The sequence below is a fragment of the Desulforamulus aquiferis genome (assembly GCF_030577015.1).
Lineage (GTDB): Bacteria > Bacillota > Desulfotomaculia > Desulfotomaculales > Desulfotomaculaceae > Desulfotomaculum > Desulfotomaculum aquiferis.
Window position 1 is genome coordinate 1 of record NZ_JARPTC010000015.1, and the last position, 15,306, is coordinate 15,306.

At 40.4% G+C, this 15,306-nt stretch carries 19 protein-coding genes; 5 read left to right on the forward strand and 14 right to left on the reverse strand.

Features of this window, described 5'->3' with window-relative positions:
* Positions 1-169: 169 nt before the first annotated feature.
* The 9 genes from menC to P6N53_RS10465 form a co-directional block, all read right to left on the reverse strand.
* Positions 170-1,282 (reverse strand): o-succinylbenzoate synthase, encoded by a 1,113-nt coding sequence (gene menC / locus P6N53_RS10425; RefSeq protein ID WP_304542851.1) that lies wholly within the window; start codon positions 1,280-1,282, stop codon positions 170-172.
* Between the two features lie 2 nt (positions 1,283-1,284).
* Positions 1,285-2,121: a GNAT family N-acetyltransferase gene (locus tag P6N53_RS10430; RefSeq protein ID WP_304542852.1), complete on the reverse strand. Its 837-nt coding sequence runs from the start codon at positions 2,119-2,121 to the stop codon at positions 1,285-1,287.
* 32 nt (positions 2,122-2,153) lie between these two features.
* Positions 2,154-3,284, reverse strand: a complete 1,131-nt coding sequence (locus P6N53_RS10435) for an amidohydrolase (protein ID WP_304542853.1) — start codon at positions 3,282-3,284, stop codon at positions 2,154-2,156.
* 5 nt (positions 3,285-3,289) lie between these two features.
* Positions 3,290-3,757, reverse strand: a complete 468-nt coding sequence (locus P6N53_RS10440; RefSeq protein ID WP_304542854.1) for a VanZ family protein — start codon at positions 3,755-3,757, stop codon at positions 3,290-3,292.
* Between the two features lie 162 nt (positions 3,758-3,919).
* Positions 3,920-4,447, reverse strand: a complete 528-nt coding sequence (locus P6N53_RS10445; RefSeq protein WP_304542856.1) for a rubrerythrin family protein — start codon at positions 4,445-4,447, stop codon at positions 3,920-3,922.
* Positions 4,448-4,592: 145 nt separating this feature from the next.
* On the reverse strand, positions 4,593-5,159 hold the full coding sequence (locus P6N53_RS10450; RefSeq protein ID WP_304542858.1) for a ferritin-like domain-containing protein: 567 nt from the start codon (positions 5,157-5,159) through the stop codon (positions 4,593-4,595).
* A 159-nt stretch (positions 5,160-5,318) separates the two neighbouring features.
* Positions 5,319-6,521 (reverse strand): NAD(P)/FAD-dependent oxidoreductase, encoded by a 1,203-nt coding sequence (locus P6N53_RS10455; RefSeq protein ID WP_304542860.1) that lies wholly within the window; start codon positions 6,519-6,521, stop codon positions 5,319-5,321.
* Between the two features lie 145 nt (positions 6,522-6,666).
* On the reverse strand, positions 6,667-7,509 hold the full coding sequence (locus P6N53_RS10460; RefSeq protein WP_304542861.1) for a zinc metalloprotease HtpX: 843 nt from the start codon (positions 7,507-7,509) through the stop codon (positions 6,667-6,669).
* Positions 7,510-7,574: 65 nt separating this feature from the next.
* On the reverse strand, positions 7,575-8,042 hold the full coding sequence (locus tag P6N53_RS10465) for a MerR family transcriptional regulator (protein ID WP_304542863.1): 468 nt from the start codon (positions 8,040-8,042) through the stop codon (positions 7,575-7,577).
* 179 nt (positions 8,043-8,221) lie between these two features.
* Between P6N53_RS10465 and P6N53_RS10470 the strand changes: the two genes are divergently transcribed.
* A complete protein-coding gene (locus P6N53_RS10470) occupies positions 8,222-8,818 on the forward strand; it encodes a DUF2062 domain-containing protein (protein ID WP_304542865.1) in 597 nt (198 codons plus the stop codon).
* 69 nt (positions 8,819-8,887) lie between these two features.
* Here the strand turns inward: P6N53_RS10470 and P6N53_RS10475 are convergent, their stop codons facing one another.
* On the reverse strand, positions 8,888-9,205 hold the full coding sequence (locus P6N53_RS10475; protein WP_304542867.1) for an ArsR/SmtB family transcription factor: 318 nt from the start codon (positions 9,203-9,205) through the stop codon (positions 8,888-8,890).
* 236 nt (positions 9,206-9,441) lie between these two features.
* Between P6N53_RS10475 and P6N53_RS10480 the strand changes: the two genes are divergently transcribed.
* Positions 9,442-10,161, forward strand: coding sequence for a metallophosphoesterase family protein (locus P6N53_RS10480; RefSeq protein WP_304542869.1), 720 nt, complete (start codon positions 9,442-9,444; stop codon positions 10,159-10,161).
* Positions 10,162-10,221: 60 nt separating this feature from the next.
* Here the strand turns inward: P6N53_RS10480 and P6N53_RS10485 are convergent, their stop codons facing one another.
* The 4 genes from P6N53_RS10485 to P6N53_RS10500 all read right to left on the reverse strand — a co-directional run bounded on the left by P6N53_RS10485 (position 10,222) and on the right by P6N53_RS10500 (position 13,074).
* Positions 10,222-11,040, reverse strand: coding sequence for an arsenite methyltransferase (locus tag P6N53_RS10485; RefSeq protein ID WP_304542872.1), 819 nt, complete (start codon positions 11,038-11,040; stop codon positions 10,222-10,224).
* Positions 11,041-11,096: 56 nt separating this feature from the next.
* The gene (locus P6N53_RS10490; protein WP_304542874.1) at positions 11,097-11,411 is read right to left on the reverse strand and encodes an ArsR/SmtB family transcription factor; all 315 of its coding nucleotides are present in this window, start codon (positions 11,409-11,411) and stop codon (positions 11,097-11,099) included.
* 42 nt (positions 11,412-11,453) lie between these two features.
* Complete coding sequence (locus P6N53_RS10495; RefSeq protein ID WP_304542877.1) at positions 11,454-12,188, reverse strand: DUF421 domain-containing protein; 735 nt, start codon at positions 12,186-12,188, stop codon at positions 11,454-11,456.
* 79 nt (positions 12,189-12,267) lie between these two features.
* Positions 12,268-13,074, reverse strand: coding sequence for a DUF2935 domain-containing protein (locus P6N53_RS10500; RefSeq protein WP_304542997.1), 807 nt, complete (start codon positions 13,072-13,074; stop codon positions 12,268-12,270).
* 162 nt (positions 13,075-13,236) lie between these two features.
* Here P6N53_RS10500 and speD point away from each other — a divergent pair, with 162 nt between their 5' ends.
* The 3 genes from speD to P6N53_RS10515 all read left to right on the forward strand — a co-directional run bounded on the left by speD (position 13,237) and on the right by P6N53_RS10515 (position 15,299).
* Positions 13,237-13,644: an adenosylmethionine decarboxylase gene (speD, locus tag P6N53_RS10505; RefSeq protein WP_304542879.1), complete on the forward strand. Its 408-nt coding sequence runs from the start codon at positions 13,237-13,239 to the stop codon at positions 13,642-13,644.
* Positions 13,645-13,839: 195 nt separating this feature from the next.
* Positions 13,840-14,499 carry a heparan-alpha-glucosaminide N-acetyltransferase gene (locus tag P6N53_RS10510; protein ID WP_304542881.1) on the forward strand — a complete coding sequence of 220 codons (660 nt, stop codon included), beginning with the start codon at positions 13,840-13,842 and terminating at the stop codon, positions 14,497-14,499.
* 110 nt (positions 14,500-14,609) lie between these two features.
* Positions 14,610-15,299: an N-acetylmuramoyl-L-alanine amidase family protein gene (locus P6N53_RS10515; protein WP_304542883.1), complete on the forward strand. Its 690-nt coding sequence runs from the start codon at positions 14,610-14,612 to the stop codon at positions 15,297-15,299.
* The last annotated feature ends 7 nt before the right edge of the window (positions 15,300-15,306 follow it).

Consider the following 15,306-nt stretch of genomic DNA (forward strand, 5'->3'; position numbering starts at 1 on the left):
CGTGTTTACCTCAGGCTTGCCCGGACGTCCATGTCCGGGCACCCATTTTCGCATCCTCAGCTTCACGAAGCGCTGTTTCCACTGCTTCGCATGTCGCTGTTCGGGATTATTAAAACCCAGGTGTAGCTTTCTCATAGTCTGAGGCGAGCTTTTGCTCACCTATTTTTTATCAACTGGCACGAAAGGTCTCACTATAAAGGGTAAATTGCTCTATCAACTCCCTGTTAGGTTCGTAGCCTATGCCCGCCTTTTCTGGCACATGAATTACTCCATTGGTAACAGTTACTTCCGGCTCAATCAAATCCCTCTCCCAGTATCGGCTGGATGCTGCCGTATCGCCGGGCAAGGTGAAACCAGGCAGCGTGGTTATGGCCACGTTATGGGCGCGCCCAATGCCGGACTCCAGCATTCCACCACACCAAACAGGTATTTCTTTTTCCACGCAATAGTCATGTATTCGCCTAGCTTCAGTTAATCCGCCAACACGTCCAACCTTGATATTGATTATGCCGCAGCTGCCCATTTCAATTGCCTTCCTGGCATCTTCCAGGGAATGAATACTTTCGTCAAGGCAAATGGGTGTTTTTAGCCTTTTTTGCAAGGAAGCATGATCAATAATATCATCATGGGCCAGGGGCTGTTCGATCATCATTAAATTAAACCTATCCAGTTGGCCAAGGCGTTCGGTATCGGCCAGGGTATAGGCAGAATTGGCATCGGCCATTAATTTTATATCGGGAAATTTGTTACGAACGGCTTCAACCACATGCAAATCCCAGCCTGGCTTAATCTTAATTTTTATGCGTTTATACCCTTCACCCACATATTGCTCAACCTTGGATAATAATATATCCAGGGAAGTCTCAATGCCCAAACTAATACCAACTTCTATTTCCCTTCTGTTCCCGCCCAATAGACTGCTGAGGCTCTGATTATTCCTTTTAGCATAGAGGTCCCAAAGGGCACCTTCAAGGGCCGACTTAGCCATATTATTTCTTCTAATGGGCCTAAAGAGAGGGGTTATTTCCCCAGGATGCTTTATGGGGTTTTTCCACAGCAGGGGTATAAGCATTTCCTTTAACATCAACCAATTAGTACCCACTGTCTCCTCATTATACAAGGGTTCCTTCATGGCTACAGATTCACCCCAGCCATTAAAGCCTTCCTTATCCCGTACCTCCACCAGAATAAAATGCTTATCCCACTCTGTTCCAAAGCTGGTGGTAAAGGGTGCTTTCATGCGCATCAACATGGCTCTGAGGGTAATAGAATATATGTCCAAGGCTATTCTCCCTTCTGCCAGGGGGCTGGCGGTAATCCTAAACTATTCCGATAAGTAAGCAGATACTCATGAACAGGCTCACCGCGCCTTAACCGGAATCCTGCCACAGCCCAGCCTGAATTAAAATAATCCGTAAGCACTTGTCTTGTCATAAATCTCCACTCCCTGGCTAAACCCAGATCACTTTCCTTGATCTGCTGAAAATTAGCCGGCACAGACAGGCTGACCACTTCGGCACCGGCTAAATCATCATTAATTAGCTTAGGGACCGGCAACCTGTTATTTCCTTGTTTCCAAACCAACAGGCTTTTTTCTTTGCCGGCAGAGAGATCTGGCCTTTGTTCCTTAAGCCACCATTCCACCTTAAAACGATCCGTGGGCAACCCTTGATTCATGGGGTCTTCCATTTCCCCATAGCAATCAGTTATATAGGTCGTGCAAATTGCCCCCAGCTTGCCTACATTCAAGTAACCATTAGCCGTTTCAAGGGGATCGTAGGTCCAAGTCATCAGCCTGTAGCCGGCCTTTATGGCGGCTTCAGCCTGGGCACGCTTTAATCTCTCCCCTATCCCACCGGATCGAAACTCTTTTTTTACAGCCATAGAGTGGGAGCAAAGGTAAACCTGCTGGTTATAAAATCCTGGAAAGCTGTAAAGCATGCCAATCATTTCTTCACCTAAAAAGGCTCCCAGTATTATACCACCATTCCTTGCCACCGTAATGGTTTGATGAATAGGTGTAGTTATTTCGCCTGTCCAAACTAAATCCTCTATTTTCTGTAACTCATACATTTCAGAAACTGTAGTTAAAGGTCTTATGGTAATATCCGGCAATGTCATTGTTTTCTCCTCACCTTTTCTACTCCACCGTATTAATTATTAAGGGCATGCCACACAGCCCTTGCCAATATTTCCGAACCATCCAGCATATATGAATGTTCAAAGGACATATTGGGGTGATGTAGGCCGGGCTGCAGGTTGCAGCCCAAGCCCAGCATGGTTGCCTTAAGGTGTGGGCTAAGGCGGGTATAATAATGAAAGTCCTCAGCCCCCGGGGTCACTATGATCGGAGAAAGGTTTTCCAGACCTATTGTTTCTTCAATAGCCCGGGTCATTAGTTCTATTGCCCGGCTGTTAAGCTCTGCCGCCGGAGCATCCATCCCCCGTTCCAGGGAAATACTTGCCCCATAAAGACTTCCAATTCCCCCAGCCAATTGCTCAACATTTTGTACAAGCTCTTCCATATGACTGTTTGACTGAGCCCGCAGATCAAGGGTAAATACAGCGAAATCGGGAATCACATTTCCAGCCTCATTGCCTGCGGACAAGCTGGTCATTTTAATTGAAGCAGGCATTAATGGGTTCCAGCGTAAGCCATGAAGTAATTGTACCAGGGCAGAGGCTACCTCTATGGTATTAATCCCTAGGTGCGGTCTCGCGCCATGGGCACTGGTACCCCTAATTACACCCTTAAGAACACAGGCCGCCCCATTTTGGATAGCCGGCGAGGCCTTTCCTCCCGGCAGTTCTTGAACGGGACGTAGATGAACGCTAAAAAGGTAGGATACATCCTCCATCACTCCCCTTTTAGCATATGCCAAAGCACCTTCACATTTTTCCTCAGCCGGTTGGAATACGACCTTAACCCGCGTATTGTCAGCTATCTTTATGTAATCCTTAAGTGCAGCCGCTGCAGTTAAAACCATAGCCATATGTGCATCATGACCACAGGAGTGAACTACCCTTTGACCTGAATCAGTCCGGTGGCATAGGGCATCAATGTCTGCCCGAAGGGCTACCGTAATGGGACCCTTACCAAAGGCGCCAATAACACCGGTACAATCTGAAAACTCATTAATACTATAGCCTATTTGCACTAAGGACTGCTTAAGGTAATTAGTAGTGGCCTTTTCTTGCCAGCTGGGCTCCGGAATATCATGCAAGCATTGATATGCCCTTGCCAGGTAAGCCTTCCACCTCTCCCGGTCAAAAGTAAACTCCACCAAACTCACCTGCCTGTTTTATATTCTTCATCTTTCCGTGCCACTTTGTCAGTAAACCCTTTTAACAACTGACCAATCCTTGAGTCTGTGTTTTTAAAATATACCTGTCTAACGAAATACCAGGCAATGGCAATCCCTATGAGGTCCTTAACTATATCAATTAGCGTCGCTGATCTAGATGGAATAAAGAATTGATGGAATTCATCTATAAAGGCGTAAGCAACAGAAATACCCACCGCCAGGATGTTTCCTCTGGCTGTTAGTTTTCCTCGGGCCAAAATTGCCAATATCAACAGGCAATACAGTATAGCAAATTCCACAAGATGCAGACTTTCTTTAATTAATGAATCATGCACACCAAGATCAACAACAGAATTACTGGGTTGGCCGGATAAATACCAGATAAAACCCATATATAGGACAGGCAAAGCCATCGTCAACCAACGCAATAAAGAACGAATTATTGTAGGCATTATTAAGTTCCTTTTTAATTAAATTTTTTTATTACATTACAATAAAAGGAATAGTTTAGCAAATAGCACAATAGCTTAAATATTCGAGTCCTAAAATAAAAATCCCTTTTAGGAAAGTGTATTACCCACTGTTTTCCTAAAAGGGATGATATCAGTATTAACTTATATATAATCCTTTACTACAGGTTCATAATCGGCCTTTCCATGACCGCATAGGGGGCACTTTTCCGGGGGTTCATTACCCTCATGAAGATAACCACATTCCCTGCATTTCCAGGTCACCCTTTGGTCCTTCTTTAAAAGCTTCTGTTCCTCTAACAGTTCAAGCAACTTTCTGAAGCGTTCGGCATGATGCTGCTCCACCTGCTGGACAGTAGCAAAAAAGGCTGCAGCTTCGGTCTCTCCCTCTTCCCTGGCAATACGCTCAAATTCCGGGTACATATCCTTCCACTCGTAGGATTCTTTTTCAATTGATGCCAGGAGGTTTTCTTTACTTCCTTTGATGCCCCCTAAGAGTTTAAGGATTACCTCGGCGTGCTCCTTTTCATTCCTGGCTGTTTCCTCAAATATTTCTGCAATCTCCTGCCAGCCTTCCTTTTTAGCCACCGAAGCAAAGAAAGAATAATAATTTCTGGCCATACTTTCGCCCGCGTAGGCAGCCTTTAAATTATCGATAGTTTGTTTTCCCATGATTACCTCCTAAAGTGGCCAAATATTGACCGGCTTCAAATATTTACCTATAACTTTGACATTTCCAGTATATTTTAAACCAAGTTTTGTACTTCCTTAACAAGAAAAAAGACCATGAATTTAGCTTCATGATCTTGCCCATTTTCTAAACCTTAATATTTGGGCAGTACTTGGCAGCTGCCTGGCTAAAAAGAGCTAAATGATGTTGCTCATCTAAGATTATCCTCTCCAAAAGAGCCTTAATATAGGGATCGTCAATCAATTGCTGGTGTAGCCGGTATTGTTGGATGGCTGATTTTTCCGCGGCAATATCAGCCGATAACTTATCACATATCCCATAACCATAATAAACGTAGGAAGCATTCCAATAGACAGGCTTATTGTTGGTAAGGGTCCGATACTCAGGAGGAACACCCAGCATTCGAATGGTCTCTCCTAACAGCTCCAGGTGATACATCTCTATAATGGATACGCACTCTTGCAATTCAGCCAGGTCATGATATTGATAAAGGGTAAGATAGTGATAAAAATACTGGTTAATGGCGGTCATTTCACTAACTGAGCCAGCATAGTCCTCCAACAAAAGTGATGCATAATAGGGGTTAGGACGGAGAACCTGTGGTTCTGGGTAGGGTGCTGCTAAGGCACACCAACGTTTCACATGTTCTTCGGCTGTGGTGGAGACACCCTTATTGATTATATCCTCAGACAAAAAAATTTTCTCCCCTTTCATTTAAATTCACATCTATAAAATATATTGGTTTATTATCAACGATATACCCACTGTTCCTTATGCCTTATTGCCAATTATTAGAAAAACTACTAAGACTAAAAAAACCGTCATTATATGACGGTTATCTTAAATATCCTGCTATTTTGGTCGGTTTAAGGAAAATAGGCGGTGACCAAGTAGTTTAACTCCTCCCAATAAATATAGGTACCTCATTGGAATAAGCTTCTTTAGCCATGCAGCCGGCTTCCCGGTAATTTTAAAGAATCTTTTTGCTTCCCCCAAACCCTGCTTTCTACCAACATTTATTAGCAGTAAAATATTACCTGGCTGATATTCTACCCTTTGGCCTCCGGTTATTTCTGCTAAAATATTTTCTGCTACCACTTTCCCTTGCCTTAATGCCGCCTGGGCAGTGGGAAGAACCGGCAGGCCTGTTTTGGGGTCCTTGGCCAGGGCCGAGTCCCCCACCGCAAAAACCTGCTTATCTTTTACATATTGCAGACAGCTATTAACAATCATCCTCCCTCGATTATCTGTTTCAAAGCCTGACTCTGCTATGATTCTATTGCCCCTTATTCCGCCAGCCCAAATAAAAGTAGTGAAGTTTATTGTCCTTCCTGATGCTAGATATATCTCCCCCGGAGTAACCCTTGTTAATCTATCTGCCGTAATAACCTCTACTCCGCTCTGCTGCAAGCTTTGCCTGGCATAGCTTGCAACCTTTTGGGACATGCCTGGCAGCAGCTCATCAGCACTCTCTATTAAGATAATTTTAAAGTTATCTTCTTTTATGTGATTTTCTTCTGCATACCTACCGATAAAACAAGCTAGCTCCCCAGCCATTTCCACCCCTGTTAAACCACCCCCACCAACGACAAAAGTGAGGGTCTTTTCCCGGTAAGAAAGCTCCTTTCTCACCACAGAATATAGCTCCTTGGCGTTTTCCAAACTACTCAAGCTAGTACTGTATTCCTCTAGACCATCAATGCCAAAATACTCTGGTTCACCACCCAAAGCAATAACTAAATAACAAAAGGGAATTTTTATTTCTCCCTTTTCCAACTCTATCTCCCTATTGGCGGAATTAATTTTATGTACTTGACCTTTAATAAAGGTAATATTCCGCTCGTCTAGGATGTCCTGCAGAGGAACAATCACGTCATTATAATCATTAACCCCTAGGGCCACCTCATGCAATTGAGTCATAAAAGTATGATATTCATTTTTATCGATCAATACAATTTGATAATCTGACCGGTGGAGTAGAAATGAACTTAACCGTTGGGTAACCCTTACACCACCGTAACCTGCACCTAATACAACAATGTTCTTTCTAACCATAGGTCGGCCCCCAGTTGCCACGTAATTGTTTTATAAGATAAATATTCCCACCAATATAGGAACTTAACAATATCGGTTGATGAGAATAAAATATGAGCACTTTTATTCAAAGTGCCCATTGACAATTCATCATTTCTCAACCAACTTAAACCCTCATCTGACGTAACTTCTGCACCCTTTCCTGAATGGGTGGGTGGGTGCTAAATAATTTAGCCAGGGAAGCACCGGCAAGGGGATTGATAATAAAAAGGTGAGAAGTTCCTGGATTTACCTGCATCGGAATACGCTGTGCCCCTGCTTCTAATTTCAGTAAAGCACTGGATAATCCTTCGGTAGTTCCTGCAATTTGAGCGCCGGTTGCATCGGCCATATACTCTCTGGAGCGGGAGATAGCCATTTGAATAATCATGGCGGCAATGGGTGCAATGAAAGCCATGATTAAACCGCCGGCCATGCTTCCACCCTCTTCATCGTCACCACGCCCCATACCAAATATAGCTGCCCATTGGAATGCATTTGCCATCATACTAATGGCACCAGCTAGGGCTGCAGCAATAGTACCAACTAATACATCTCTATTTCTAATGTGAGCTAATTCATGGGCAATTACACCTTCCAGCTCAGTTTTATTCAACAAGCGCAGAAGACCTTCGGTAACTGCCACGGCAGAATGATCATAGTTGCGTCCTGTTGCAAAGGCATTGGGTTGATCCGAGGGAGTAATATAAAGCTTTGGCATAGGAATACCTGCACGTCTGGAAAGTCTCTTTACCATTTCGTAAAGTTCAGGTGCATCAGATTCAGTAACCGGATAAGATTTGGTCATTTTGATTGCCATTTTATCACTGAAATAGTAACTAAAGAAATTCATACCCATGGCAATTATAAAAAACAGCATCGCCCCTGACCGTCCACCGATGGCACCACCTAGAAAAACTAGGAGTATGGATAAAGTACCCATTAATAACCATACTTTTAAAGTATTCATTTTAACCACCTCTCATTAAATATAAAATATTTATGGTACTCTGTTAACAGAGCTGCCAGCAAAGGTTATACATAGGGAGTCAATTCTGAAATATATAGGATCATGGCCTGCATCAGCGACATAGTTCGAAGCATAACCTGCTTTGTCACCATGGAAGCTTGATCTGCATCCATATCCTTTAGGCTTGGCTTTAGTTGCTCTAACTGCTTTTCGAGTTCTTTAAATTCTTGAACCAGGACATCAAGGGTTACTGTTTTTACCTGACTTTTACTTTTCCCTGCCTGGGGAGAAGTTATATCAAAAAAGCTAAAGCGTGCTTTTATTTCATCCAAGGTAAACCGTTGGTTTTTCATTATCTCAATGAATTTCAAACGTACTAGGGCATCCTGGGTATAATACCTGTAATTACTCTCCGATCTAACCGGTTTAAGCAGACCAAGGTTGGTGTAATAGTCAATGGTTCTCCTGCTGACACCTGCCATTTCTGCAATTTCCCCAATTTTAAATTTAATTACATCCCCAATTTTGATCACCTCATCATATATTATACAGTTTTACCTGTCAACTGTACAGTAATACGTTCTGCTTTTTAAAAATCATTAAAAGTTTGTAATTATTTATTATAAGTAATTTCAACATTTCATCCGTGACTTATGATTGTGTTATAATGGTATCGTTGCCCTGATTCTTTACTCGTCATAATGAGGTGGTTATGATTTTTAAACAATTACAAGATACCTGTGATAAACTGTTAAGACTTAAGGATTGTCCCTATAGATTGGCCAAATCCATCTCATTAGGGTTCGGTCTCGCATTTCTTCCCTTGCCCGGAATTAATATTCCCCTGGGTATAATACTGGGAAAAATACTTAAACTGAATATTGTAGCTGTCACTTTGCCGGCTCTATTATTAACCTATATTTCTCCTTTTCTATATATCTTTAATTATAAAACCGGTGCCCGGCTAATAGGTCATGATGATACTCCGCCACAGGAATATACCTTTGATTATGACCTTACTTTTATTGATAAGGTAATAGACTTTTTCCAAACTGCCGGACCTGCCTATCTCCTCGGTAGTGCCATAAATGCTCTACTGATATCGGTCCTGTCATATTTTATCTTTCTGTTCATTTACAACAAAACAAACAAGCTAACCGCGAGGATTGATAGGAAAAAAATAAGGCTAAATAAGGCTAACTCAAGAAGTAGATTTCCCTTTTTCCTTGGACGTATCAAAAATCCCCGTGGACTCTGGAAAAAAATAAAAAAAGATACCTCGGAAGATAACAAAAAATTCCCTGGCTAGTTTATAATCATGGCAAACAAGCAAAAACACCGCTGCAACTTAGAATGGCAAGCGGTGTTTACTTATTTATTAATCGGTATTGAAGGTGCTCATGGTATCCTTTGCCTGTTGCAAAAGCAGGTTGTCCGCAGTTTTCAGAATATCAATTATTTCTGGGTATTTGATACTGTAGATGACCCTTAGTCCCTCTTTCCTGCTCTGCAATATGTCTTGCTTTTTTAGTATAGCTAAATGCTGAGAAGTATTGGCCTGTTCAACATTAAGTTCCTCAAAAATATCACACACACATAATTCCCCATCCTTGAGGAGTTCTAAAATACGTATTCTTGTAGGATGTGCGATAGCCTTGAATAAATCTGCCTTTAGCTGAGAAATCTTTTCCTTCATTTTCTCCCACCTGTCTAAGCATTCTAATATAATTATATACCAGGTAGTGAAAAAACTCCAGTAAAAGACATATAGGTGTATAATTTTTTCTCTATTTGCCCCTACTATAATAGTTTTATTATTAAAGAGATTGTAATTTAACATAAACTTAATTTTATATTTTAATATTCTTAATTATATCAGGTCTATTCTATTGTAAAATAAAATCAAATCAGTAAAGGTGGGTATTTTAATATATGAAATTAGCAATATTTTCCGATGTTCATAGCAATATACTTGGTTTTAGAGCCGTATTACAGGACATGGCTAATAAAAAAGTGGATCATATTTATTGTGCCGGTGACCTTGTAGGATATGGTCCTCGCCCCAATGAAGTTATAGAGTTAATAAGGCAGACTAATATTCCCACCGTCATGGGGAACTATGACGATGCCATAGGAAATACTAGATTTATTTGTGGTTGTGATTATAAAAGCGAGCAGGCCTTAAAACTTGGAGAGGCCTCCATTAGGTGGACTAATGAACACACCAGTGAGGAAAATAAGCTTTGGCTAAGGCAGCTACCCCACAAGCTAGCATTTACTATGGAAGGTATGAAATTTTTAATGGTACATGGCAGCCCCAGACAATTAAATGAATATCTCTTTGAGAATATAGAAGATCACTATTTTGAAGAACTAATCTCGGAAAGTGCCTGTGATATTTTGCTTTGTGGTCATACTCACTTACCCTATTATAAAAAGGTAAGCAACGGTCAGGTTATTAATGTTGGCAGTGTTGGCAAGCCAAAACACGGCAATCCTAATGTTACCTATGTCCTTTTGAATCTTGAGGCAGGTAAAATGCTTCCAGAGATAGTCGAGGTTTCCTATGATTTTGAACATACAGCCATGGAGATTGAACAATTTGGCTTGCCTAAGGAGTTTGCAGAAATTATCAGGACAGGTAACCCATAGAAAATATAAGTCAGCAAAAAGGTCATCTCTCCATAGGCGGTGACCTTTTTGCAATAGAACTTATGGTGCGACCTTTTTATTAGCCCTGATGAAAGCACTCCCTACGTTTCCATTGACCTTTTCTAGCTCCTCCTTTGCTAGCTCCGGCATAATATTTGCTGCATCGGTTTCTGAGAAGTTATAAACCCTGGTAAGTTGGACCTCTATAGAGGTAAATCCTGCAGCAGCAAGCTTTTCCCTGTACTCTTCCACCGTTAAGGCCCCTGAAATACAGCCAGTCCAGGCTATTAAACTTTTTTGTACCTTTTCTGGTAATGGCTTCATTAACACAATATCTGAAACAGCAAACCTTCCCCCGGGTTTAATAACCCTATACGCTTCTTTAAGCACCTCATCTTTATCCCCTGATAAATTAATCACGCAGTTTGAAATAATCACATCGACACTGTTATCTTCTAATGGTATTTCTTCAATGTGTCCCTTAATAAACTCTACATTAGTCAAACCAGATCTGGCTTGATTATTTCGGGCCTCTGCCAACATTTCGTCAGTCATATCAAGTCCGTAGGCCCTACCAGTGGGACCTACCCGCCTGGCCGAAAGCAATACATCCAGGCCCGCCCCACTTCCTAAGTCAAGAACCACTTCCCCTGGGTAAAGTTCTGCCAGGGCAGTTGGGTTTCCACACCCAAAGGAGGCTATCACTGCATCACTGGGTATTCCTTCTAAATCATCATTACTGTATAAGTTGCCGGTAATTACATTAAGTTCATCCAGGGAATTTCCATAACAACCTCCGGCTTTAGGTCCACAACAACTAGTCTTTTTGGTAATGGCATTGGCATATCTCTCCTTCACCTTCTTCCTAATATCTTCCATAAAGCAAGACCTCCTCGTATCAATTTTTTTTGATATCATCAAGCAAAAAAATTTACTTATTTCAAAGCAAAATCTTTTTCAATTTGTTTAATAAACTTTCTAAAAGTAGCAGTGTTAATAAAATAAATTTTCCACTTACCCCTTGGCTCCTCTGTAACTAGACCTGCCTGGGTTAGCTCTTTCATATGATATGATACCCTAGACTGGATCAATCCCAGTTCTGACATTAACTCACAATTACATAAGCCCGGTCGTCGATCATCCTCTCCCGGCATGGGACAACAGCCCTCTTCGGTCTGGGCCAACATTAACATAATTTTATAACGTATAGGATCACTTAGTGCTTTGCTGATTTTAACTGTATCAATCATGGTTATATCATATCAAATATTTTTGATATTGGCAATGATTTATTAATGTTTTAATTTAGTTATTGGACCATCCTCGACCTTCTGCACATACTCCAATTTATCATCCTTAACATCAGTATATAACGTTCCATCAGATTCCAAGCTAGCATAGGTAACATCCGATAACTTCTCTATATTTCTTTTTCTTAACTCCTCATAAAGCCAAGCAAAGGTTAAATTATTCTGTCTCAGATTTTGCTCAAAAACGTCACCGTCTTTAATAATTTCTGTGGCCATACCTTTATACTGGGTTGGCTTGCCTATATCTTTCATAGTTACGGGTAGATGCTGGGATTTTTTTAATACACTTAGATACCCGTGGGGTTCCATTACTGCAAACTCTACCTCTGTAATATTAAAAATCCCCTTTTCCCGAAGCTGCATCTCTAGATCATCTAAATGATACCTTAATCTAAGCATACCTTTTTCCATTATTTTACCGTTTTGGATTACAACCACCGGCTCACCTTCCAGCAGTTTGCGAACGGGCATACTTTTAACTGTAAGAAAGGCAACCATCACAACCAGCAGGGTTAAAATTACCGGGCTAAGGAGGACCATCAATCCTTTAACTTCCGTTGTTACAAAGGTGCCGGTAATGGTGCCAATTAATATTCCAATGGTAAAGTCAAAAAAAGTTAACTGAGATAATAACTTTTTGCCAATTATCCTGGAAAAAACCACCAGCATGATAAACACTACTATACTTTTCCATAGAACCTTAAATAGCTCTTCCAAACAAAAACACCCTTTCTTCGGAAAATATGATTTCCTATGGAAGAGGCAGATATTCACTTCTTTACATAATAATATTAGGCTATTGTTCCGTTCTAGGCTTGGTTGGATCACAAGCCGGCTGCTTGACTTCTGAGGCCAAGGCAAGTTTTGTTAAATAATAGCATTCTTCCCTAAACATATGATCCGGCATTAGAGGTGTTAGCGTGCTTAATAGTTGGTTGCTAATCTCTAAAGTCTCTATCTCCCTTAGGAAGCCCATAAATAATAATATTTCCAGTTCCACTTGTCTATTAAATCTGCTGAGGGCTGGAAATTCCTTCAAGCCAGTTCTCATATAGCCTGCCATTTCGGTGGCCTTGATATAAAACTGTTCAAAATGCTCTGTGAATACCAGACTGTCCTCCATTACCTTCTTTTCAACCATATCAACATCCCCAGCTATAGCGGAGGCGTGCCCCGCCGCATCAAGAAGCCAGGTAAGGTGAAGCTGAACTGGGTGCTGAATGGGTGGAATCTGGCCAGCCACCAAGAATCCTAAGACACGAAGATACTCATCCAACTCGTTAACCATGTGATTTATAAAGGTAGGTGGTAAGCCAATGACGATATCTCCTACCAGATGCTGCCTGATTAAGTCCAGCTTAAATACACGCAATTCCTGGGTTTGTTGCTGTGCCTGCTGGGATAATGCTATTATTTGTTGACTGCCCAGAGGTTGTCTTGCTTGATGCAAAAGTTGGTCAAAGGTGGTTATAAAATACTGTGCCTTTCTTATCTCTTCGGTTTCCGATGGTGCTAATGTATCAAAAATAAATCTTACATGATCACCCATAATTTGTAGCCAAAAACGTTGTTCAAAAAGGGCAACCTGTTCAAAATTAGTCATATTCAATAAATCTACCTCCCTGCTATCTTATATTAAAATACTATGGATTTAAAGCTTCTTTGGTTCCAATAAATGGTTATGCCTATTAAAATTGATTACATGATTTATATAATACTTTTTAGGAAAAACTACTTTTAACACTATATATTGGGAGGTTGTTTAATGAGCGTATTTGGACACCCGCTGGGTGTACAATTATTAGCGGAAATATGGGATTGTGATCAAGATAAGTTAAATGATATAAAAACCGTTCAAAATATCATGGTAAATGCTGCAAAAAAAGCAAAGGCCGAAATTCGAGAAGTAGTTTTTCACAGGTTTGAGCCCCAGGGTGTAAGCGGTGTAGTCGTCATATCTGAATCCCACCTAACTATTCATACCTGGCCGGAGCTAGCCTATGCCGCGGTAGATATTTTTACCTGTGGAGAGCATGTGGATCCCTGGATAGCCCTTGAAAGTATTACCCAAGATTTAAATGCGGAGGATGCCAACGTAATGGAAATAAGTAGAGGAATGAAGAATCTTAATCGTTTGAGGAAGGCTAAACAACAGGCAACAGCCACTCTATAAAATGTCGATTTAATAAACGGTTACCCTAGGGTGACCGTTTCCCTTTTAATAAAGATACTATTATAATAAATAATATAGCTTTCGACTATTTATACTAAAGTAAAGCATTAAAAAATATTTAGTACCTATGGTAATAGTTCCATATAACTAACTGAAAAGGTGACTTATATGCATGTATCCCCTAGGATATGGGAGTTGGATTTTTTCAGAGGAATTGCCATTATCATCATGGTTCTGTTTCATCTCCTATTCGATCTTAATGAATTCTATAATGTTCCAATTAATTATGAACAAGGGTTAATCTATTATTCCGGTAAGCTGGCCGCCTCCATATTTATCTTTATATCAGGCATTAGCTGCACCTTAAGTAAAAATAATTTAAAAAGGGGCTTGATTTTACTAATGATAGCCCTCGTCATAACAATCATTACTGCCTATGCTGTCCCTGGGTCTAATATTTTCTTTGGAATTTTGCATTTTCTTGGTGTAAGTATTTTGCTCTACTCAATAATTAAAAATATCAATCCTTCTTTTTTATTTATTCTTGGTGGCATTATTATTCTAGGGGGTCAATATAAAAATCAGCTTACAATGCCAAATAATCTTTTGGCACCTGTTGGCCTGTTAGGTGAACCCTTTTATTCAATGGATTATTATCCCCTTATACCCTGGTTTGGGTTATTCCTTCTCGGAGTAGCCCTAGGCAAATTAGTGTACAAAGAAAAAAAGAGTCTTTTTAAAATGGACTTCACCAAAAGTTATCTAGTTTACCTAGGTCAACATTCCCTCCTAATATATCTCATACATCAACCTCTATTACTTGGAATTTTATATCTATTAATGAGCATTCTATAGGTCATCAATTAATACATTCAAGTGCTAGCGATTTTCTTTATTTTATCAGGATGATATTCTTTTTTTTTAGGCAAAATAACTCTGGAGATAGATAACCTGGTGGTGATCTTTTGCTAATAAGAATAATTGTTTTATGTACAATTATTTTGTGTCCGAGTATCTGCTGGGGTGAAGTCTCCCTTGGTAAAGTAGCTATTGACCCGGGTCATGGTGGTTACGATCCAGGTGCCATAAGACAAGGAATAATGGAAAAACAAATAAACCTAGAAATAGCCTTCGAAGTTGAAAAAATATTGAAGCAAAATAATGTTGATGTGATATTAACCAGATATGGTGACTATAATCATGCAGTTCCTGGACTAAGAAAAAAAGAAGCTAAAAGATACGACTTTGAACGTCGGATAGATTTTGCCAGGAATTTTGATGCAGATATTATGGTTAGTATTCATTGTAATGTTGGACGAAGACGTTGTATGGGACCTGAAACCTTTTATTATGGTAAATCTGTTCAAGGCAAGCTCCTTGCAGAGCAGATTCAAAGGGAACTTCATAAAATACCTGGTATTGGGAAAAGGTCTTACAAGCCAGGAAGCTATTATATATTAACAAGAACAAGCATGCCCTGTGTAATAATTGAAATGGGTTTTATTAACAATCCTAAAGAAAGAAAGCTCTTAATGGGACAGGAATACCGCCACGTTCTGGCCAAAGCCACTGCAGACGGTATTATTGAATACCTAAAAATAAAAAGAAACTCCGAGACAGAAACTAAATCATTACAAAATACAAATTATCAATAAGGTGGGA